Source organism: Ruegeria sp. AM4, from assembly GCF_056540665.1.
The window spans coordinates 12,714-34,868 of record NZ_JBQFXD010000020.1; the positions used below are offsets into that span (position 1 = coordinate 12,714).

Genomic DNA, 22,155 nt, shown 5'->3' on the forward strand with positions numbered 1-22,155 from the left:
CGCTTTGAAGACGACTATGAAAACAACTGCTTTGGCATCAGCGCTTGCCTTTGCGGGGACCGCGGCGTTCGCCGAGCAAGGTACATGGGATTTCCGGGCATTTATCTACCTTTGGGCACCCGAGTTAAGCGGAACAACTGTCACCGGACAGGACATGACCTTGAGTTTTTCGGATCTGGTGGATAATCTGGACTTTGGCTTAATGGGGGCGCTGGAAGCCAACAAAGGTCCGATATCCATCTTGGGTGACTTTCAATATCTTGATCTGAGTTCAGATCAGGATGCAGCTGTTGGTCCCGGCATTCCCGCAACGGCTGATGCCAGTGTCACCGGGTTCGTGTTTTCGGGATCTGCGGGATATGATTTCAAGCACACACAGCCAGGTCAGCTCGTCGGATATGGTGGGTTTCGCTACCTCGATCTGGATACGACGGCGAATCTAGCTGTTGGCGCCGGATCGCAGAGGGTTTCAGGTTCTATCTCGAACCTTGACGCAATTGTCGGTGTGCGCGGTGTGCAGCCGCTGGCCGACAAGTGGGCGCTCTCCTTCATTGCTGATGTGGGCACGGGTGACAGCGACCTGACATGGCAGGCTGGAGTGACTTTCGATTACCAGATCAACAATTGGTATCTGAGCTTTGGCTACCGCCACCTTGCTTGGGATATTGGCAACTCCGATGTCGTAAGCGATTTGTCGTTCTCGGGTCCGATTGTTGGTGCGAAGATTTCATTCTGAGAACTCGAGCAGGGAAAACTGTTCTATGAGTTTCGTGAAAGGAAACGGCGATACAAGTTGGCTACTTTCGCGAAACATACCGGCTCCGAGATCGTCGGTTACCCAAAGGGGCATTAGATATGCTTATTGTTTTGGCGCTGTATTTCGGTTTGGCTTGGCTTGTGTTTTCCAGGCTTCGAATTCTGCCTTGGAACACCGCCTCCAAGACGTTTGTCTATGGTGGAGCAGTCGTGATCGCTCTTGTCGTGATCGGCGCTTTGAACCACACCACGCCAAGCGGCACTGCGTCCGTCCAAGGTGCTGTAATCAGCATTGCTCCGAATGTTTCCGGTCCAGTGACCGAAGTCACCGTTCTGCCGAACCAGCCTGTGTCAAAGGGCGATGTGCTGTTCCGGATCGATGATACGGAGCAAGCCGCTGAAGTTGCGAAGCTTGAAGCTACATTGTCTTCAGCACAAGCCTCAGCGGATCAACTTAGACACGATCTCGAAGCGGCAGAGGCTGATATCGCCTCGCTCGAAGCGCAACTGGAATTCGGTATCGCACGCCGTGATGACATCATACGCCTTGCGGACCGGGGAGCATCATCGGAGTTCAAACTGCAGGAGGCGGTTTCAACGATTGAACAGCTTGAGGCTGGTTTGCGAGCGGCCAATGCGCGCAAGGCAAGCCTTGAACGGCGCATTGCGGCACAGGTTGATGGTGTCGATGTTGGTGTCGTCGAAGTTGAAAACATGCTGGCGCAAGCACGTTGGTCATTGGAACAAACCGTCGTTCGCGCCCCTGCAGATGGCCTTGTGACAGGCCTTTCTCTGCGCCCGGGCAACCGCGTTACGACGATGCAAGGTGCTGTTAATTTCGTAGTACCAGGCGACCGGGTTCTGGTTGCAACTCTTCCCTTGAGTAGTCTGCAGAACGTATCGGTGGGCGATAAAATCCGCATCGCAATGCGCAGCGCACCGGGGCAGGAGTTCGAAACAACCATACGGGATATCCCACCAGCAACCAGCGAAGGTGCGTTGGACGCCCGAAACGGTCTGCCTTCACTGGGCGAGCTTGCCGGATCTTCGGCGTTTATCTTGATAGCCGACATTCCGGCTGAACTGAATGAAAAGACAACCAAACTAGGTGCGTCTGGTACAGCGCTGGTGATCACTGAGGAGGCAGGGGCAATCTCAGCTTTGGCGGAGATCCTGTTCTGGATCACAAAGAAGTTGAATTACCTTTGACACGAATTGGCCGAGTCTTTGGCGGCAAACGGTCCTTGCAGTGTGCCCTTGATGCTTTGGTATTACTATATGAGGAGGATTAGATGCTACGTACTGATTTATTTGTCGGAATTACGATTGCTGTTTTTGCGAGCCTCTCAACAGAGCATACTGCGCATGCACAGAATCTACTGGACAAAGTTACGGAGGGCGTCTCGGGCGCAGCCAAAAAGGTTGGAGAAGCCGCAGGATCAGCCGGTGAAGCTGTCCTCGAAGCTGCTGGAAACCCGACTGCATCTGAGATCAACAGTGGTGTAGATGCAGCACTTGAACAGCTCTATGCGAGCTCACCTGAAGCCAAAGCGCTATCAGAGAAATCGATTGCGATCCTTGTTTTTCCAACGATTACCAAGGGTGGTCTGATGGTTGGCGGTCAATTTGGTGAAGGAGCAATGCGAGAAAATGGCGAAACTACCGGATATTACAGCATTGCAGGCGCTTCATACGGGTTTCAGGCAGGGATACAGCATTTTTCATATGCGATGTTTTTCCTGGATGATGCGGCGCTGGAGTACTTTCGCAACAATGATGGTTGGGAAGCAGGCACGGGCCCGACTCTGGTTGGCGGCGATCACGGTTGGTCTGCATCGATGGGAACAAATGACCTGCAAGGAGACATCGTGCCAATCGTGTTCGGGCAAGAAGGTCTAATGGCTGGAACAAGCCTACAGGGGACAAAGATCACCAGAATTGATAAGTAATTGAACCCCAATGAGCGTTGTTTTGCCCCGTAACAGTTGATGTGCTGAGCAACGCAGGGAAAGTGGCAGAGAAAATGTGACTTGGGCCAGAAATAGGCCGTGATGTAGCACTTGTTTCAATTGGAATGCATTTATCCACGGCGGACCGAAAGCTTGCCTTGCGCTGCCGAAGATGAGCTCAATAATCACCAGATCTTGCGTTCGCAGCGAATGTCCGGAAAGCGGACTGCGACTGCAGCATGCGGCAGCTGTGCCGGGAGTCCGCTTTGGGCCGTAATCAAATTGCTCCACTCAATTACAAACAAATGAAATGCGTGTCGCAGAGCTTCCGCGCGTGAATGAAACAAGTTCTGTCCGGATATCGCGGACCTGTTGGGGGACGCGAGCGATGCGGCTGAAGAGACAGGACACCTCGGTGCGGGATGGCAGCCCGGATTGCGTCATCGCCATCCAATTCTCCCACGAGAAGTCTTGGCGCGATCGGAACTCACTCTCGAGACGCTGGAAGGGCGATGTCGTCGTGTAGTTGACCTGGTAGTGCCGCTGGCCGTCATGGTTCACCGTGGCCAGTCCTTCGACCGGCCCGAGGCTGAGCGTGGCGCCCCGCTCGAGCCGATCAAGCGTTCCGATGTGATCAACTTCCTGGGCCGCCGCGAGGTCTTCCATCGTGCCGCGTCCGGTCTCGATGAAGCGTTCCGCGCGTGCGACTAGGCCGGCGCGACGCTGCCGGAACTCGTTGGCCAGCGCATCGGCCCGCGCCTGTGCGGCGCGCTGCCGTTCGTTGGTTTGTCGTGTCCGCTCGGCGTTCTGCAACTCGGTCATCATGGCTCGCTCGACTGGGTTCGAGAATTCCCGCCAGGTCAGGGCGTTATTGTCGTAGTTGCGCCCGCGAAGGATCTGTTCACCACCGGAGAGGACACGCACCACGATGCTTTGGAATCCGTTCGGGTCCAACGGGCATTCGGACTGCGCGAACAGCGCTCCTCGGCGCATCAGTTCGTTCGATACCCACGAGTTCTCGAAGAAGGCGCGCGGCGTGCCTGCGGGAACGGTGATGTCGGTCGCGCGCGAGCCGGATATCCAGTGACTGCAATTCGCGAGGCGGACATCGAGCGCGTCGAGATCGATGTCGAAGCGCAGCACGCCGTCTTCCAGCACGACCCCCCACTGGGGTCCGACCCTGGTGCGCCAGATTACTTCCGGACCGCGCAGCCAAAGGATGGTGCCCGGTCCCGTCGCACGCCCATTGCGGCACTCTCCATCCCAACGGAAGCCCGTTGCCTCGCTCCATCCGTTCGACAGCGCGCACCGCGCCTCTTCGGAGAAGATGTCGCGCTGGTCCCGCCCATAGATGATCGCGGTATAACGCCCTATGACGAGGGGGTTGCGCCGCCGCTCCGTGACCGCGGTCACATTGAACGACCCCGAGAATGCGCCGCCCGGGTTCACGAAGAGCATCTCATCCGAGGAACAGTAATAGAGCTGGAAGTTGGACGCCGCGCATTGGGCATGGTTCGGATGCAGGCAAAACCGATCCCCTTCGATCAGTTGCTGTGTCACCGGACGTTCCGCCACGCGTCCGCGCTGATCGGCGAAAGTCATGGTCGCGTCATCGAAAAGGCGACGCCGAAACTCGACGGACAATGGGCCATGCGCCCGCGCACAGCCTCCGATGCTGCGGGGGGCATACTCCGAGACGATATCGCGGAGGGCCGCGGTGACCTCGGGCTGACCGATCCAACCTGTCGCGGCGGCCACATCCTCGGAAGGGGCCTCCTGCGCCTCTGTCACGTCGGGATGAATGTCGCGCAGCGCGGTCGACTTAAGGAACGTCTCGACCAGGACGTTCGGAGCATCGTTGCCGCCGCTCGCGATCCTGACCAGCAGGTCGATCGGTCCTTCGGCCGAAAGCGGCGTCAAGCCCTGTTCCGCCGCGCCGACCGCGATCATTTGCGCGATTTCGGCGTCCGCCGCCGTCCGGTCGCCCCGCCCGAGCGCGTCCAGCGCCCGATAACCGAGGACCGTCACCGAATAAGCCGCGTTCGCATCATCGGCACCGACGATGTCGACGAGGTTGGTCCTGGTCAGGGCAAACCAGTCGTTGAAAAGCGCTTGTGAGCGGGGGCCCGGATGCTCGCGCATCAGTTCGGCCAGGATCTCGGCGCCGTTGGCGACGGCGAACAACCCACTGGCCTGTGTTCGCGAGAGTGCGTTCGTCGCTTCGTAGATCTCGTGGACGTCGTGCAGGCGATCGACGATGGGTCCGACCAGGGCGGCCGGCGTGGGATTGGTGCCCGTGGCCAGAAGCCCGACGCTTTCCACGATGGTCGCATCGACCAGCGCCCTGAGGGGGGATTGCCATTCGTCCGGCAAACGAGACAAGGGGCCGGAGGCGAACATGTAGCCCGCGACGATGTCCCCCGCCGCCTCGGCGAAAGCCGCTTCACCGGCGCTGATGACGATGTCGGCGCCGACCACCGCGAGCAACGCCTCGGGGTCGATCACGAATTCCGCGGCGAAGTCGCTGGCGGATATCCCCAGAAGCTCGGCCGTGCCCTCGGGTTCCATGTCGGCCAGAAGCGTGAACACGGTCTGCAGCAGTTCGGTGGTCGCTGCCTTGTCTGCCGCGCCGACATAGTCCAACCCATCGACGATGGTCCGGAAATCGGGCAGGTCGGGGGCTTCGGCGGCGCTCGCTTCGTCGGCGGGGAGGCTCGAAACCGTGCTGTTGGCCATCTGTCCGATCTGATCCGCGAGCGGGAAGCCTTCACCCGTGCAGCGCTCGAACTGAAGCCCGTTGCGTATAAACCGATTGGTGCCGTTGAGTTGCAGCGGGAATTGATAGCTGACACGCGTCTCACCATAGAGGCAATCCATGACGAGGGTGACGTTCGGCTCAGCACCTTCGATGGCGGTGACCGGACATGTCTGGCCGCTCTGCGTGAAGCGACCGTCCCGGAAGTCGATGCGATGGGTCCCGGCAGCCTGCCCGAGAGAAGCGACGAAGCCCGCGTCCCCGGGTGGGCAAATGCGTGGATCGGTCGTGTAGATCCCTTCCTCGAACGGCAGGTTCGACGACGCCGTGACCGTCCGGGCGGTCGTATCGCCGAACCATGCCCGGTAGGCGACGCGCAGCGGGCTGTCATCGGCGCATCTTGAGAAGCGACGCGGTGTGGCATCGCGTGGAATGGCGGTCGGCATATCCAGGTCGACAAAACTTTCATTGGACAGAACGTCGAAGCGCCACCGGAAATCGTTCGTTTCATTGGCCTCGGAACAGGTTCCGCGGAACAGTGTCACGCCATCGCGGATATCCGTCCGCGCGGCCGTGCACCCGCCTTCCACACCGAAGGTGATGGTTTCGCCGCGCACGATGCGTTGTTGCAAGTGAGCGGTCTCGTATGGCACCTCGCCGCTGGTGCAATATGCCGGATCATCCACGTAAATCCCGCTCAGAAGTGGCGTGTTCGCTGCGATCCCCTCCGGTGGTCGGGTCCCCGCGCAGGGCGTCTCGAAGCCGCTTGCGTTCATAAGAGCGGCGGCGGTGGCGTCGTCGGGCTGGCCAGTGGGGGCGAGGCAATGTTCGACCTGGAAGGTCATCAGGGCATTGCGGGTTTGCGGGCCCGGCAAACCATCCATTTCTCCTGCATCGTAACCGAGCGAGTTGAGCATCACCTGGAGGCTCTCGGGCCGGGTCTGGATAACGCGGGCGGTCATGTCCCCGATCTCGTCCGGATCGCTCAAGAGAAGACCCACGGGCGTGCGAACCAGCCGGTTTCCCGTTGCCGGTCCGATCTCGAGGAACGAGACCGCGGACCCGAGTATCTCGCAGGCGCGACAGCCATCCATCACCCCTTCCATCAGCGTGAAACGCTGCGTTCCGTCGGCAAGACGGCGGTGCGACCGGATCGAGAGCCTGCCGATGTTGATCGCCCGGGGAAACTGGCGAAGCATCCGCTGGCTGGTGGCGTCTCTGAAGGTCTGGCCGAGATTGCGCGTGAAGCCGACCTCGATGAAGCCGACGGGACCGTTCACGAGCATCGGCGTGTAATAGACCGTGTTGCCGATGAATTGCGACACGGCGAGGTCGACCTCTCCGAGTTCGAGGAATTCGCTGCCCACCGTCGAACCCGAGTAGTCGCCATCGCGGGCGAAGGAAAAGGCGATGGCCTCGTCGGACAATCCGAGATCGCGCAGGCATTGCGGTGTCTCGCGCGCGGTGTCGCGGCAGGGGTAATACCCAATCTCCGCGTCGGCGACGAGGCCGGGTCCCCATGTCTCGGGCCGGCTCGGGGTAGAGGTGTCGCCGTCGGACGTGGAGGCATTCGAAAGAAGCGCCGTAATGCGGTGACCGCCGCCGATCGAGCCGACGACTTCGGGCCGGGTACAGTCTGCATCCGCGCAGGCCAGGACGTCGTAGTCGAGTTCGATCCAGTCGGCTCCGTCCGAGCGGAGCGTCTCGAATTGAGGGAACGTCCATTGCCCCTGTTGCAGGTCATCGGTGAGCATCGTGACCGAGGCGCCGGTTTCGGTGTCCACCAGGAATGGGTCGGCCTGCCACTCGGCGGCGGAGAGGGGGAACCCGACATACCGGCCGTCGGGCGACCAGGCCACGGGCATCATGGCGATAAGCACCTGGTCCGCCGCAACCCGCCCGTGAACCGATGTCTCGGGAATGAGGTCATTGCGGATGATGCGCCGCTCTTCTAGATCGATGAGCGCGGCGCGCACTCCTCCCAGGTCCATGTTCCATTGCAGGACCAGCGCGTGCCGGACATCGGGCGCGAAAAAGACCTGCAGCTCGAAGGCATCGCCTCCTGTCGCACTCGGGAAAAGCTGCTGTCTGCGGTAAGTCGCAGCACCGTCCGACGCGATGGATAGGTCGCCGCTTTCGTTGCCGGCCACAAGCCTGCGGCGGGGCTCTCGCGTTTCGATCCAGTCGCCGGGATCATCGTCGGCGACTTGGGCATCCGCAGCCGCGGTCTCGGTGGCTTCCGCGATGGCAACTCCGCCTGTATTCGTCGTCTGCGGCGTGCTGTTGGCATGCGCGCCCGGCAACTCGGGCTCGGGCAGACCCTCGACCGCCAACTGTTCGGGACGATCCTCGGCCTCGGTCGCGCCGGACAGATGCCGCGCGATGAAGGATTGCCTCAGGAAGGCCGCGGGCGCGATCCAGTCCTCCTGGAAGGTCGCAGTCCCTGAGATATTGCCTCTGGGGTAGATGTTTCCATAGGTCGGGTGGAGATATCGGTAGGTCCCCTCGAACCGCCGGGTCTCGAAATGAAGGTGGCAGCCGTCCGCATTGCCTGTTTCCCCGATCAGCCCGATCTGCTGGCCCGCCCGGATCGTGGCGCCGACGCGCCAGGGGGACCCGTCGGCATCGGCGGGGCTTTCCCTGAGGTGCAGGTAGATCGAATAGGCCGGCGGATCGACGTCGTCATGGCGCAGCACGACCGCGTTTCCAGTATTCTGCTCCAAATCCCTCGTGTTGCGATCCGGAGTGATGCCGGTTGCGTTCAGCTCTTCGGCAGGCAAGTCGTGCGCCACGATCCGCCGTACGGTCCCCGTTCTGGGCGCCACCACCGGGAGCCCGCAATCGACATCGCCGGGCAGCCCGATATCGATGCCCGGATGTGTCCGTTCGCCGTAGGACGGGTAGGCGCCGTGCGCGTGCCCTGTCAGAACGCTGTCCTCGACCAGAAGGTGCTGCCACGCCGGGTCCTCCGGCAGGTCCTGGAGGTTGACGACCCCGGCGGTGATGGAGCGCGCCGCTCCGGAATCTGGGTATTCCTCGACGACAGCGGAAAGCAGGCGTCTCTGGGTCAGCGGGGAAAGCTCGGCTGTCAGGGCATCGACGAGAAGCCGGTTCGCGATCTCGTCCGGCGACTGGGCCGACACATCAAGCGCAAGGCCCACCCAAAGAAGCGGAACAACCGCCAGACGCCCGATCAAAACCATGACAAACCCCCGAAACCAGCCCCTTGAGCCTAGTCCGGCGTTGACAAACTATGCAAGCTTTCGAATTGTTTCCGAACGGTTACTTGGTGATTGGGGGGACACGTGGGGGAAAGCTTCAAGCATGTGGCATTGTCGATTGCGCTTGCCTTCGCCCTTGCCACGGCAAGTGCGGCGCAGGAAACGGCAGGGGCTTTGCTGGCCGAGGCGGAAACGCTCTATCAGGGCGGAGCGGCCCCATCCGACGACCTGTCCCAGGTGCGAGCAATCTTGGACCGGATCGTTGCCGAACATCCGACATCTGATCTGGCGATCGGCGTGCTGCTCGGCGAACAGGTCGGCAGCATCGATGTCGCGGAACTTAATGCTTTGATCGCCGGCGGCGGGAATGACGTCGCCTCGGACGCACCGCTCCGCGAGGAAACCGTCGCCGAGGATACACCAATCCCATCACCGGGGTCGCCCGAGGTGGAACAGGCGCTAGCGCTCTCGAAGCAGGACATTCGTGACATCCAGGCGCGGCTGCTGGTTCTGGGCTTCAATCCCAACGGCATCGACGCGGTGATCGGGAGTGGCACTAGGGCGGCACTGAGTGCCTGGCAGGCCGAGCAGGGGATCGTCGCGAACGGCTACCTGAGCGCCGAACAGCGCGCCCGTTTGCAGGCGCAATCGGATGGTCTTCTGGCGGCGTGGCGCGTGGACCCCGAGAACGAAGCTCTCTACCAGCCCCCGCCGCCCATCGCCCTCGGCCCCGGCAACCTGACAGGTGCCTGGCGGTTCACGACGACCTGCGGTCGAAACAGCAAGATCGGTAGCGTGAAGATCAACGGTGTGCTGAACGTGGGCCATACGGGGGGCAACCGTTATGCGGGGCCAGTTCGTCAGTCGCAGGGATTTCGTGGCCAGTTCACCGGAAGGTTGGAAGGCCGGCAGATGTCTGGTGTGATAAACTGGGGCCTTCTTCTAGGGCGCGTACAGGTGGTGGGCGCAATCGCGGAACAAAGTCTGACGATGAGCGGACGCGACTCGAACCGGTGCCGCTTCTTTGCAAGAAAATCCTAGCCTTCCTTGAATTGGTTGCTTTTCAAACAGTTCTAACCTTGCGGGGTAGTGCAATTTCAAAGAGCGGTGAATTAGCCTATTCTCAGATACGTTTCCCTTACCTTTATTTTATGATGCCCCTTTTCGTCGAGCATTCGCCATGCGGAGTATAGTTTCGAGTGGACTGGTTTCAGAGAAGCTAATGCAGACAACTATTTGGCCGGATGCATTTTCGCGGTTCAGCTCGGGTTGGCACGCATTCTCGCGAGTGAACACCGTTTCCTCCGAGAAGAATGTGTCACCTTAAGTCAATCTCTTATCAAGGAGGCGGACACTCGGTGTGAAAGAGATTGTTGGGAGTGGTTTGTGCGCCGCAGGCGTCTCGAACGTAAAGGAATTACCATGGATGAACGTCTGCGTCCGCGAAGCTGCACCGAAGCGCGTTGTCGCTCGACAGGTGGCAGCAAAGGGCCGAGAATCTTGTTGACTGGGGTACAGTGACGGCCTTGATCAACATGAGTGTCTCGACCGACCTACAGTCCGTATTCCGATTAGCCGGTCGACCATTCGCAGCCGTCTTCCAAGGGCAACACCGGTGCGTCTATCCATTCTTCGGAAGCCAGAACTTTCCAGACTTTGGGTTTGGGGGATTGGTCGTTCCACGCCTTCCAGCGCCCCATTAGCTGGGTCTCCGTCCAGGGTTCTTCATCCCGGTGCTGCCACTGGCAGGGCACCTCTTTGTCGTCCAGAAAGCCGGTTGGAAATACGGTTGAGGCGTCGACAACCGTGTCTTTCAAACTATTAAAATCAAGGTTGTCGATCTCGGAGAAATCGACACCGGTCAAGACCGCTCCTTTGAAACTCGCGCCGTTTGCATTCGCCGCAGCAAAGTTGACCCTTTGGAGAAATGTGTGCTCGAAATTCGCGTTGGACAGGTCCGTTGACGAGAAGTTTGAGTCCTTTATATGAGCGAAAGCTAGGAAGGTGCTTTCCATCCCCGAACCGGAAAATTCGATGTCGCTGAGCTTTGCACCGTTGAAAGTCGCAGAAAAGAGCTGCGCATTATCGAACTTGGAGCTTTTGATGTCGCATCCGCTGAACTCGGCAAATCCAAACTGCGAAACGGATGCTCTTACCGCAGTGATTTCGCAGCCATTGAACGCCGTGCTGTAGAAGTCGGCCGTCGACATATCCACGTCCGAGAATTTGGTTTGCGTGAAGACGGATCGCGAGAAATTACCGGCCACCATGTGGGTGCCGATGAAGGTTGCATTCATGAAATGAGATGAATCAAAGCGAACCGAGCTCATGTTGGCGCGCTCGAAGTCGGAACCTCGCATATCCGAATTCTGAGCTTGGGTCCAACCAAAGTTGGTGCGGAGAAACACGGACTGAGCAGCGGCAATCCGCTCCATTTCTGCTTGGGCAAAGCTGGCACCGGTCGCGTTTGCTGCCGAAAAATTTGCACCGACCAGGAATGCACCGCGAAAGTTCGCATCTCGTAAATCTGTGTTCTGCGCCGGCGCATTATCCGGATCCGCTCGTACGGATGTCGGGAATGTCTGGTCAGGTCCTGCATCGGGGTTTGGCGCGCCCCAATCAGGGCGCTGCAAACCGCGGATTTTGCCAAGCCGCCATGCCAGCCAGTCCTCTTCAAATGGATCGCTCGGCATGAAAATGTTGATTGGGGACGGGCGGTCTCTCTGAATGACGCCACCGTTGCACTTATTGCTTGGCCTTTTGCACCATTCCACTTGGAACGCAGATCGCGCCTCGTCGTAGTGTGCCCAATCGTCCGGGCGTACAACGACGTCTGCATGCGCAAGGTTGACGTCTGATATCCGAACGCCCGGCAAGTTTCCGGTCTCTTTTCCAAGTGTGACATAAGCAATCGTGATTGCCGTTAACAGGACAAGTCCGAACACCAACCGTTTAAGCCACGTTTGAGCGAGGTGTGCGCCGTCGCCCATCTTCTGCAACAATACGAGGACGCTGACCGCGCTGATTGAAACTGAAAAGACGAGCGAGAGACCGGCAATCGACGACAACAACAAATCTCGCGAAGTCATCGAAAGCCACCACAGGAAGCCCAGGACCAAAGGCGCAAACAGAAACGCAATCAGTAGATTCGACCAAGCGGAAGGTCGCTCAAGGGCACGCTCTTCCGACGAGCGGTCACTGCGAAGTGTATTGCGGACAAGCAGGGCCGCATCGGATATGAGCCAGGGATCGATGGTCGTGGACAGATTAGAGTCTTCGTTTGAACTGGGCGCCCGACCCAACACACCCCAAAGCCGGATCAGGTAGAGGTTGAAGTAGGCGTGAACGGCGGCCGTGATCAACGGGGCGGTTATGAAGAAGAGCCGGATCGGCACCGAGATATCGACGAGCGGCAAGTCGACCTGACGGCCCGCACCGTAGAAATCTATATGCCCAATGCCCATCAATGTGATGCCCATAAAGACAAGCACGCTGAGTACGACAAGCCACGCGGCGCGAGCATTCTTCGTGATCGCATTTATTTGGCTTATGTAGCCGTCCCATGCCTTTTTGTTGGATGGCTTTCGTGCACGGCGCTCTTTGGCAATCTTCAGACTCTGTTTGCGGTTCACCATTTCAATTCCGACCGTTTGATTGCCCATACTCAGTTCGGCAGCGTTGTCTATGGATTCGCTCCACGACACTTTGCGGCGCAGTTGGCTGAACGCCAACCAGTTTCACTTCTCAGGCGCCCTGACTATGTCCGCTTATGCGAAGCCGCAGCGCAGCACAAAGCACTGGGCCGGAGGTCTGAAATGGGCCGCCCTTGCGAGCGACCCTTTAGCGTTAGATCTCTATTGCTTCGGCGATTGCTAGGGCATCCTCGAGTTCGACGCCGAGATACCGGACTGTACTGTCCATCTTAGTATGGCCAAGCAGAAGCTGAACCGCTCGAAGGTTTCCGGTCTTCTTGTAGATCTGAGTGACCTTGGTTCTCCTCATTGAATGGGTTCCGTAGGCGCTTGCTTCGAGGCCGATCGACGTGACCCAATCACGTACAATCCGTGCATACTGGCGTGTCGAGATGTGCAGGCGTTCATGAAATCGGCCGGGCCAAAGGTACTCCGAACCGACCATCAGCTCATCTTCCATCCACTTCTCAACAGAGGATCGTGTGCCTTCGGATATTTCAAAGCGCACGGGTTTCTGCGTCTTGCTTTGAAGGACCGAAGCCCGTTCCTTGATCTGACCCGATGACATGACATCGGCCACCTTCATCTTCACCAGATCGCAGCCGCGGAGCTTACTGTCGATTGCCATGTTGAAGAGTGCAAGATCGCGATGGTTTTCGGCCAGTTCAAGTCGAACTCGGATCGCCCAGACGTGCTTTGGTTTCAGAGGGCGTTTTTGACCGACGATGCGACCTTTGTTCCAAGCGGGGCGAAGAGCACGAATGGCAGGTAAATTTGGGGTTTCCATGGCTGATCCTCCGATCCGCCATGCCCACCCACAACGACAACCCGACGTTGACACGATACAATATCACAGGATGCTGCGTGCCGCTCGAATGACAGTGAAACGCAGAAAGCAGACATTGATGCTGGTAGCGACGGCCCAAAGCCGACATCCGACTCGGTCCTCCAAGGCACCGCCGCACCAATCACAAGCAAATTCAGTGTTCCACTCAATCTTACAGCATGCGGATAATCCCGCTGTTTGGCTACTTTCTCGCCAAATCGCGTGCAGCCCCCTTAATCCGAGACCGGAGGGCCTTCTTGGAGCCCACCTAAAAGACTGACCAATTTGTCGCTTGCGAGAGCATTGAAGCAGCGCGTGTTCCGGCATGCGAATTACCATAGCTATTCAGCCCTGGTGACCACAAAGCGATAGACGCAACTTTTGGTGCGACTACAAGCAAACCACCACCAACGCCACTCTTGCCTGGCAGACCTACCCGATACGCAAAATCACCTGAACCATCGTAGTGCCCGCAAGTCATCATCAGCGCGTTCACTCGGCGGGCATGATGTTGCGAGATAACGCGAGGCGCCTCGTCCAACCCAGCGAGAACACGGCCAGCCATCGCCAACTGTTTGGTTGTCATTTCGATGGCGCATTGATGAAAATAAACCCCAAGTGTGAGTTCCGGTGAATTGAACAGGTTCCCGTGGGATTTGAGGTAATGCGCAAGCGCAAAGTTTCTGGATCCCGTCTCCTGTTCGGACGCTGCTACCTTGTGATTAATGTGAATTTCGTCTGATCCGGCCATTTGCCGAACGAGTCCGATTATTTCGGCAAGCGCTATTTTTGGTTCTCGACCCGACAATAGAGCATCAGTGGTGACGATTGCGCCAGCGTTAATGAATGGGTTTCGTGGTCGACCTTTTTCTCTTTCCAGAAGTACAACGGAGTCAAAGGTGGCGCCGGACGGCTCTCTGCCGACCCTATTCCAAAGCTGATCCCCCACGCGTCCAAGCGCGGCCACAAGTGTAAAGACCTTTGATACACTCTGAATTGAAAACAGCGTGTCAGCTGAACCTGCGCTGAACATACTGCCATCGTTCAAACACACGCTTATCGCGAATTGCCTTGGGTCAACTTCGGCAAGTTCGGGAATGTATCGGGCGGTTTGCCCCCACTCGTCTTGCCTGAAAATCTCTGCGGCAATTTCATGCAACATTCTGTTCATTTAGATCTCCACGCTACAGCTACACCGCATGCCAAAATTCACCTGCGATTTGGAACACTGAGCCTGTTCTCTGTAGTAAGAGAAGAACCTCGCCAACGATTGGCGAGGTTCCAGTTTGTTTAGAATTTCTGTCTTGTCGGCGAACACCAATTCGTCACGCACCTAGACAAAATCAGTCTTTCACTTTCCCGGTCCATGCCGTGCGATCAAGGTCAAGATCAGGAAAATCATCCGGATTCAGAACCGGGCGTTCCACACCTGCTGCAAGCTGCTTTCGGAAGTCTTGCAGAATGCGGAGGCATGTCGGGAGTAGCATCATGATCACAACGAGGTTGACTAGTGCTAGCAGACCCATCGCCGGATCAGAGAAAGCGAACACTGATGTTGCACCCGGCGCCGTCGCCCCAAGGAATACGATGCCCATAATGGCGACGCGCAGAACGTTGATTGCCATCGGGTGTTTTGTAATCACGGTCAGCGCGTTTTCGCCCAGATAGTAGTTGTAGATGATTGAACTGAACGCAAACAGCAGGATGATGAAGGTCAGGAAATACTGGGTCCACTCGCCCAGGTGGCTTACCAGAGACTGCTGGGTCAGAACCACCCCATCAATATCCGCACCGGGCTGATACACGTCGCTCAGCAAGATGACCAAAGCGGTACATGTACAGATAATGATCGTGTCGATGAAGACCGAAAACGACTGGGTGATGCCCTGACTGATCGGGTGGCGCACGTCAGCCGTTGCGGCCACGTTCGGCGCTGAACCCAGACCGGCTTCGTTCGAAAACAGACCGCGACGCAAACCGTTGGCAATGGCAGCACCCATGCCGCCGCCGACTGCTTCTTCCCAGCCAAAGGCGTTGGCAATTATGGAGACGAACACACCCGGTACGTCCGCAACGTTGATCAGGATGATCACAAACGCCATCAGAAGATAGGCGACCGCCATGACCGGAATAACCACATCCGCCACCTTAGCGATCCGATGAATACCACCGAAGACAACAAAGCCAGCGATCACCGTAAGCACTGCACCGGTGACAAAACGGCTAAGTCCAAGGCTTTCTTCTGCCGCACCGGCAACCGTGTTGCCCTGGAATGCATTGAAACCGATGGCAAATGACGCAATCAGGCAGATCGCGTAAACAATGGCCAGCCAACGGTACTGCTCACCCAGACCATGGATGATAGAGCGTGCAGGCCCACCGCGGAAATCGCCATTTTCCTGACGGCGCTTGTACAGCTGTGCCAGCGAGCATTCGACCAAGCTGGTAGCCATGCCGACAATCGCGATTGCCCACATCCAGAACACCGCGCCCGGACCACCAAGTGTAATGGCAACCGCAACCCCCGCGATGTTGCCACCACCCACGCGTCCGCCGACTGACACCAGCAACGCCTGCCGTGCCGAGATGGCATTTGGATCGGCGCTTTGGTTGTTTGAAGACAGCACACGGAACATGCGCTTGAAGAACTTAAACTGAACGAACCCAGTTAGTAGAGTGATGAAGACGCCAAAGATGACAAGAATTGGTACGAGTGACCAACCCCATGTCAGGTCATTGATAGCGCCAAACAGGCTGTCGAATATTCCCATGATCCAGAGTTTCCCTGTTAGTGATGACGATGCGTCGTGGACAATGGGATGATCGCCCCACCGCATCAGGTCTGGTAGCACCGGGCCTGCGTTCGACTCAATTTGGTGAGGTGTTGCAACCAGTTGCAAAAAGGTCTTGCATGAGCGCCAGGTAGCGCCACATTATTGTCCGGTGTTGGCCGAAATATCTGGTGTTTTTGGGATTCGGCGATCCGAACAAGAAGGGGTAGTTCAGGTATGGCCGAGGATTTCCAACGGAACTTGAGGTTGCTGACCAACCATTTCAAGTCGGTGGCCGAGGTTTGTCGTCAGCTGGAAATAAACCGATCACAATTCAACAAATACCTCAACGGTGCCTCACGGCCTTCGCAACATGCCCTCGCGAAAATCTGCGACTTCTTTGGTGTAGAAGAAGGCGAAATATTACTGCCACACGATGATTTTGCAGAGCTGGTCCGGTTGCGTCGCGACGCCAATGTGGGTCCACTGGCCTATTCTGCTTATCTGGAACAACTGGCCAAGCGCTCTCGTAATGACCTGTCCCGGTATGATGGTTATTATCACGAGTATTCCTATGCCATGACCTATCCGGGAATGATCTTGCGGACCCTGGTGCGATTGTCGACAGAAGGAGGTGTCACGCGTTACTCGCGCATCGAAAACATGGCGATCAAGGGCCGGGACAAGGCCCGTATGCATGGTCGCTATAACGGGCTGGCATTCTACCTAAACGACCGCATCTTTCAGGTCGATTTCGATGCCATCACGGGCGAAGAAATAAGTCAGACAATTCTATATCCCAATTTCAAGAACCGTCACAATCGGCTTCCCGGTCTGAAACTCGGCGTTTCGACCAGCAGTTCCAGAGAACCGCTTTGCGCGCGCGTACTCTATTGTTTTCTCGGAAAAGAAACCAACATTAAGGACGCTCTTAAGGCTTGTGCCGTCTTTGAACCCGATGATCCGGAAATTGACAAATCAATCGAACTGATGGTGCGAAACACAATGAACACCGACGACTCTCACTTTCGAGTAATGAGTGATTTGTAGGGTCAGTAAAACGATGTTGAGGAAAAAACTGGATTCGGTGCAGCTCGATATCTCGAGGTTTCATACCCAAGCCAAAGAACAAAATTTGCTGCCCAAGATTCTCCGGGATGCCCTAGTGACCCGTCTTTCGCTGCGACACGATTGCCGAAAAATTTTTTTCGAGCAAATAATGTGACATCTCCTCAATCGTCCCGCAGAATTAGATCTTTTGACCGTTATTCGGTTTTCACCTGAAAACCAAAACAGACCCGCCTAACGACGGGTCTGTGTTTCGGCCGAACAATGTATTGGGAGGAACATCGATTGGCCGTTTTGGTCTCACCAGAGGTTCAACTAAAATGCTCCTTGAAGCGATCAATACAGCGGCGGAAACCGTCTTCGAAATTTCCGTTACCGGGGTGGTAGACACTTTCGAATGATATCACCCCATCATAGGCGTCGGTTTTCAGAGCATCCGCCATCGGCTGAAACTGATCGGCCAGTTGGCCTTCGCCCATTTGTTTGACCGATAATGTCGCGCGGGGCGTATCGACTTGAACGTCCTTGATGTGGATGTGCCCGAGATAGCCATCTTTCACTTCGTCATACCCAGCAGGGAATGCCTGCTCATGACACCAGCAATTGTTGGCCGGGTCCCAAAGTACCTTCAACGTGTCCTTGGCATCCAGATCATCAATCAGCTTACGGGCGGTGTAGTTCGAATTCACCATGGTCCCGTTGCCCGTTTCGACGACCAAAGTCACACCGCCGTCCTTGGCAACGTCAATCGCAGGTGCGATCAGGGGCAGCATCGCGTCCCATGCGCCTTTGGCGACGTTCCATTTTTCTGCACCTCCGGACCCCCACAGAATCTGCTCTTTCTTCGGAGTCATAATGCGCACCAATGGGCTGCTGACCACATGCGCCATGTCGATCACGCGCTTCAGAGCATCCATATGCTTGCTGTGCAGGTCGTCCCCTGGTTTGTTCGCCCCGGTCATTCCCGCGAAGATGTGGCGCGACAGACAGGATACAGGCTTGCCCCGATCCCGAAGCAGCGTGTCAATTTCCCTGATCTCATCAGCAGTGTGATCGCCAACCTCCGTATCGCCGACAAATTGCAGTTCGGCATATTCGAGATCAAACTCATCCATCACATCGACCGCGTGTTTCAGGTCGCGACTGATGCCATCACAGATAACGCCAAGTTTCATGTTCTTGTCCTTTCTCAGCGATGCAACTCAGCGCCGACAATGTCTTCGATCACGCGGGTGCAGACCCAGTTGTCGCCATCGGGGAATTTGGTTTTGCCAGCATGGAAAATCTGCATGGCAGATGAAGCAGTATGCATTGGAACGCCTAGCTCCTCGGCCAGATCCAGTGAGATGGTCAGGTCCTTGTGCATGGTGCCGATGCCCGAGCCAGTGTTTTCGAATTTACGGTCGATGATGTTCATCAGCGCCGTGTTGGTGCATCCGCATCCCGCGCCGGAGGTCGAAAAGACCTTGAACAGGTTTTCGCCCTTCACGCCCGCCTTGGCGGCAAGAACCGACGCCTCAAATGTTGCCGAAAAGATTGAACCGATCAGAGTCTGCAGACATGCTTTTACGGTCTGACCTTGGCCGGGCCCGTCCCCTACGCGGTGAATGGTGGCCGAGACCGCCTCAATCACTGGTTGGAATTCGTCCAGTACGGCATCGGGGGCCGCGGCCATCATGGTGAGAGTGCCACCCTGAGCGCCTGGAAATCCGCCAGAGACAGGGCTGTCGATCAGGTGGATGCCCGAACCGACCATGGCCTCGCCAATCTCGCGGGCCTCACGCGGTTTGATCGTGGCGGTCAGAATGACCGTTCCGCCTTGTGCCATGTGACTGACCAGACCGTCTTCACCAAGGATGACGGCTTTGGCCTGATCGCCATTCATGACCATGACATAGACAGCATCCGCGTTGGCCCCCACATCTGCCACGCTGGCTGCAGGCGTTCCGCCCATTTCACCCAGCGCATTCAGGCGCGCCTCACTCAGATCAAAACCGGTGGTTTCGAATCCGTTTTTGATCAGATTCTTGGCCAGCCCGCTGCCCATGTCTCCCAATCCTATGACACCTACACGTTGCATAATTGTCTTCCTAATGTGTCGCCCGGCTTGGCCGGCGTTGAGGTTTGGCGCCCATAATTTTTTGGGCGTCGATGTGTGCGGGGATTTCAGGCTTTGGCTGACCAAGGCCGGGCAGGTCCGGAAGACACCCCGCTGCCCAATTCTGTGTCGTTACGGTCCCATCACCGCGTCCGGTATCCACATGACCAGTTGCGGGAAGATCGCGATCAAAATCAGCACCACCACATTTGCCAGCAGGAACGGCGCGGCCCCGACGAAAATCTTTCCGATCGGCATACGGCAGATCGCAGCGCAGACATTCAGGCAATTTCCTACTGGCGGTGTGCATGCACCAACCGCGAGACCCGAGACCATCACCACACCAAAATGCACGCCGGAAACGCCCAGCTTTTCAGCAACCGGCAACAGAACCGGTGTCAGTAATAGAATGGCGGGACTAACGTCGATGAACGTACCCGCCATCAGGATCAAAATGGCTGTCAGAACCATGAAGGCGACCGGGCCAAGTCCGAGGCCCGAAACGAAATCGGCCAGTTGATTGGGTACACGTTCCAGCGCCAGTACAGTGATGAACACCTGGCTGAACGCGATGATCATCATGATCTTGGCCGACATGATGATGGCGTGGCGCATGGCTCCAGGCAGTTCTTTGAGAACGCCGAAGCCGACGATGAATAAGCCGATGATCAGGCCATATACTACCGCAGCTCCGGCAGTCTCGGTCGGGGTCACAAAGCCGAAGACCACCGAGCCCACGATCAGGATCGGCATCAGCGCCACGGCGGCAGAACGTCTGGTCTGCCGACCGGCTTCAGCCAATGTGAACGGTACGTCTTCGGTCGGGTAATCGTTCCTCTTGGCCAGCACCCACACGACGATCAGCTGAAGTAAACCAACCATGATGCCGGGAATGATCCCGCCCAGAAACAGGCGACCGATGCTTTCTTCCGCGGCGACAGCGTAGATAATCATCGGCACAGACGGCGGGATGATCATGCCCATGGTGGATGAGGCCACCGTGATCCCCGCTGCGAAACTCTTGGGGTATCCGCGTTTTTCCATCTCGGGGATCAGAACGGACCCGATGGATGCGGTGTCGGAAGCGGAGGAGCCAGAGATACCGCCAAAGATCATCGAGCCAACCACGTTGACCAGACCCAAACCGCCCTTCAGGCGACCGACGAAGAACATGGACAGATCCAGTAGCCGCCGCGTGATGCCCCCGGAATTCATCACCAGGCCCATCAGGATGAAGAAGGGCAGTGAAACCAGTGGGTAATTGTTGATGCCGGAAAAGAAACGCTGAACAACGAAACCGGTCGCTGTGGGGGCCTCGATCAGGAAATACGCCAGTGACGCCAGCCCCAGAGAATAGGCAATTGGAACTCCGCAGACCAACAATATTCCAAGCGTGGCAAACAGGATCAACATGTCAGTCCTCCGGCATCCAGAGAACATCGATGGAATCCCGACCGCCCAGAGTCAGAACCACACGAACAAAGCAATAGAACACAGCAATCGAACAGGAGATTGGAACAATGATGAACACATAAGCCTGAGGCATCCCAAAGGGTTGCCACATGTTTTTCCCCGGCCCTGCGATCCAATCGATGGACAGCCAAACCAATGCCGCGTTCATCACTCCCACGAGGAAAAGACCTGCCACGTAGAAGGCCATTTTTACGTAATAGGGCATCATGTCGATGAAAAACGTGATCGCGATATGCTCACGCTTCGTAATCGCGACAGCACCGCCCAAGGCCGAGGTGCAAAGAAACGCGATCTTGACCTGTTCGTCGACGCCGTAGATCGCCATGTCAAAGGGGCGCATCAGGACTTTGGTGACGACAATCACCAGAAACACCCCGAACAGCACAACCATCAGCGCTTCGATAACGCGCGTCAGTACACGGTCGATTGCAGAGAGCGTATCCATAAACCGGTTCCGTTAAGAAGGGAATCCGGGCGCAGGGTTAAAGCGCCCGGAAATGCCGTTTCAGATCAACCGCAAGACGCCGCTGCGGCACGGGCTGCGTCGATATCATCCATCGTGAAATGACCTGCGTCGATCATCTGTTGATAGACCGGCGCGACGGCTTCCTGGAAACCCGCCAGGGCTTCGGGCGTCAGTTCGTTGATCTCCATGTGCTTACCGAGTTCGCCGACGATGTTCGTTTCAGCATCGCGATACAGCTTGTCCGACATCGCCATCGCTTCGACCGCAACCTCGTCAAAGGTGGCCTGAAGGTCTTCGGGCAAACCGTCATACCATGTCTTGTTGACGATCAAAGGATCGGGGCCGGTCATGTGGTTCGACAGTGTCAGATACTTCTGGACTTCATGAATATTAAAGTCCCAGATATTTTGCGGCGGGTTGTGCTGCCCGTCAATTACGCCCTGTTTGAATGCCTGATATGCCTCTGAAAACGGCATGGCGACCGGAACCGACCCGATAGCTGTGCCCGTTGCGATCATCAGATCAGATTGAGGTTCGCGGATGCGCAGACCTTGCAGATCAGCAACCGATGTTATTGGCTGAACGTTGTTGGTGTAGGCCCGGAACCCTTGGCTGATACCGGTGGCAGGGATGTGATATCCGTTCGCCTCGGCACGAGCCTGCACTCCCTTGGTGAAGTCCGAACCGACCAGACATTCCATCTCATCCCAATTCGCGACGAGGAACGGCAACTGGTACAGGTTGAATGCCCCGGACGCGTCGGCAAAGAAACCGCCACGCGTGCCCTGCAGCAAACCGGCCGTCACCTGATCCATCATTTCGCGCTCATTACCAAGCGCGGCACCAAAGAAGTTCTCGACTTCGATGCGACCGTCTGTACGTTTTTCAAGTTCGGTCTTGAACCAGTCCATGGACTGCGAACGGATTGAGGTTTCCGGCTGCTCATTGCCATATTTAAAGGTGAAATCCGCCGCCAGTGCTGTACTGGCCGTTATTATTAGGCCGGTAACCCCGGCCAGTAATTTAGCTGTGTAGGTCATGCTATCCTCCCTGAACGGGACTTGATCCCGTTGCATGACG

General features: G+C 57.1%; 15 protein-coding genes. 5 read left to right on the plus strand and 10 right to left on the minus strand.

The genetic code is table 11. The features are described 5' to 3' along the window. The first annotated feature begins 16 nt into the window (after window positions 1-16). The 3 genes from ACR0JA_RS22545 to ACR0JA_RS22555 all read left to right on the plus strand — a co-directional run bounded on the left by ACR0JA_RS22545 (window position 17) and on the right by ACR0JA_RS22555 (window position 2,705). Window positions 17-736 carry a hypothetical protein gene (locus ACR0JA_RS22545; RefSeq protein ID WP_480579881.1) on the plus strand — a complete coding sequence of 240 codons (720 nt, stop codon included), beginning with the start codon at window positions 17-19 and terminating at the stop codon, window positions 734-736. A gap of 119 nt (window positions 737-855) precedes the next feature. Continuing rightward, window positions 856-1,965, plus strand: coding sequence for an HlyD family secretion protein (locus tag ACR0JA_RS22550; protein WP_480579883.1), 1,110 nt, complete (start codon window positions 856-858; stop codon window positions 1,963-1,965). A gap of 83 nt (window positions 1,966-2,048) precedes the next feature. Then, window positions 2,049-2,705 (plus strand): lipid-binding SYLF domain-containing protein, encoded by a 657-nt coding sequence (locus tag ACR0JA_RS22555; protein WP_480579885.1) that lies wholly within the window; start codon window positions 2,049-2,051, stop codon window positions 2,703-2,705. A gap of 291 nt (window positions 2,706-2,996) precedes the next feature. Here the strand turns inward: ACR0JA_RS22555 and ACR0JA_RS22560 are convergent, their stop codons facing one another. Further along, complete coding sequence (locus tag ACR0JA_RS22560; protein ID WP_480579887.1) at window positions 2,997-8,663, minus strand: peptidoglycan-binding protein; 5,667 nt, start codon at window positions 8,661-8,663, stop codon at window positions 2,997-2,999. Window positions 8,664-8,765: 102 nt separating this feature from the next. Here ACR0JA_RS22560 and ACR0JA_RS22565 point away from each other — a divergent pair, with 102 nt between their 5' ends. Then, window positions 8,766-9,722, plus strand: a complete 957-nt coding sequence (locus ACR0JA_RS22565) for a peptidoglycan-binding domain-containing protein (RefSeq protein WP_480579889.1) — start codon at window positions 8,766-8,768, stop codon at window positions 9,720-9,722. A 530-nt stretch (window positions 9,723-10,252) separates the two neighbouring features. On the opposite strand, the gene ACR0JA_RS22570 is transcribed toward ACR0JA_RS22565, so the two are convergent. From ACR0JA_RS22570 to ACR0JA_RS22585, 4 genes are all read right to left on the minus strand, one after another. After that, window positions 10,253-12,412, minus strand: a complete 2,160-nt coding sequence (locus tag ACR0JA_RS22570) for a pentapeptide repeat-containing protein (RefSeq protein ID WP_480579891.1) — start codon at window positions 12,410-12,412, stop codon at window positions 10,253-10,255. A 115-nt stretch (window positions 12,413-12,527) separates the two neighbouring features. Further along, on the minus strand, window positions 12,528-13,160 hold the full coding sequence (locus ACR0JA_RS22575; RefSeq protein ID WP_480579893.1) for a tyrosine-type recombinase/integrase: 633 nt from the start codon (window positions 13,158-13,160) through the stop codon (window positions 12,528-12,530). Window positions 13,161-13,467: 307 nt separating this feature from the next. After that, window positions 13,468-14,370, minus strand: a complete 903-nt coding sequence (locus tag ACR0JA_RS22580; protein ID WP_480579895.1) for a glutaminase — start codon at window positions 14,368-14,370, stop codon at window positions 13,468-13,470. 172 nt (window positions 14,371-14,542) lie between these two features. Beyond that, window positions 14,543-15,970 carry an alanine/glycine:cation symporter family protein gene (locus tag ACR0JA_RS22585; protein WP_170525083.1) on the minus strand — a complete coding sequence of 476 codons (1,428 nt, stop codon included), beginning with the start codon at window positions 15,968-15,970 and terminating at the stop codon, window positions 14,543-14,545. A 165-nt stretch (window positions 15,971-16,135) separates the two neighbouring features. Between ACR0JA_RS22585 and ACR0JA_RS22590 the strand changes: the two genes are divergently transcribed. Further along, on the plus strand, window positions 16,136-17,020 hold the full coding sequence (locus tag ACR0JA_RS22590) for a helix-turn-helix domain-containing protein (protein ID WP_480579897.1): 885 nt from the start codon (window positions 16,136-16,138) through the stop codon (window positions 17,018-17,020). Window positions 17,021-17,349: 329 nt separating this feature from the next. Here the strand turns inward: ACR0JA_RS22590 and ACR0JA_RS22595 are convergent, their stop codons facing one another. The 5 genes from ACR0JA_RS22595 to ACR0JA_RS22615 form a co-directional block, all read right to left on the minus strand. Further along, window positions 17,350-18,213 (minus strand): sugar phosphate isomerase/epimerase family protein, encoded by an 864-nt coding sequence (locus ACR0JA_RS22595; RefSeq protein WP_480579899.1) that lies wholly within the window; start codon window positions 18,211-18,213, stop codon window positions 17,350-17,352. A 14-nt stretch (window positions 18,214-18,227) separates the two neighbouring features. After that, window positions 18,228-19,118 (minus strand): NAD(P)-dependent oxidoreductase, encoded by an 891-nt coding sequence (locus ACR0JA_RS22600; protein WP_480579901.1) that lies wholly within the window; start codon window positions 19,116-19,118, stop codon window positions 18,228-18,230. A 150-nt stretch (window positions 19,119-19,268) separates the two neighbouring features. Next, window positions 19,269-20,549, minus strand: coding sequence for a TRAP transporter large permease (locus ACR0JA_RS22605; protein ID WP_480579903.1), 1,281 nt, complete (start codon window positions 20,547-20,549; stop codon window positions 19,269-19,271). Between the two features lies 1 nt (window position 20,550). Beyond that, complete coding sequence (locus ACR0JA_RS22610; RefSeq protein ID WP_480579905.1) at window positions 20,551-21,054, minus strand: TRAP transporter small permease; 504 nt, start codon at window positions 21,052-21,054, stop codon at window positions 20,551-20,553. Window positions 21,055-21,119: 65 nt separating this feature from the next. Continuing rightward, window positions 21,120-22,115: a TRAP transporter substrate-binding protein gene (locus ACR0JA_RS22615; RefSeq protein ID WP_480579907.1), complete on the minus strand. Its 996-nt coding sequence runs from the start codon at window positions 22,113-22,115 to the stop codon at window positions 21,120-21,122. Window positions 22,116-22,155: the final 40 nt, after the last annotated feature.